This window comes from Psychrobacter sp. CAL346-MNA-CIBAN-0220, assembly GCF_040309805.1.
GTDB lineage: Bacteria > Pseudomonadota > Gammaproteobacteria > Pseudomonadales > Moraxellaceae > Psychrobacter.
Genome location: NZ_JBEOPF010000794.1, coordinates 1 through 231 on the forward strand (window position 1 = coordinate 1; position 231 = coordinate 231).

1 pseudogene is annotated in these 231 nt (G+C 64.9%); it reads left to right on the forward strand.

Annotated elements, in window-relative coordinates:
* A pseudogene (locus AAEY88_RS15695) lies at positions 1-228 on the forward strand (glycosyltransferase family 2 protein); the annotation flags it as partial.
* Positions 229-231 lie beyond the last annotated feature (3 nt).

Sequence of the window (231 nt, forward strand, 5' to 3'; positions counted from 1 at the left end):
GCCTACATCGGCACGCGCATGGATTTTGACTCGGACATCCTGGTGCGTCTGGCCTGGCGCAACCAGCCCATGCGCTGGCTGCCCACCCAGGTGCACTACCCCGCCGACGGCCTGTCGCACTTTCGTTTGTTGCGCGACAACCTGCGCATCAGCGCCATGCACACGCGGTTGTTCTTCGGCATGCTGGTGCGCGCGCCGATGATCCTGTGGCGGCGGTGGCAAGCATGAACG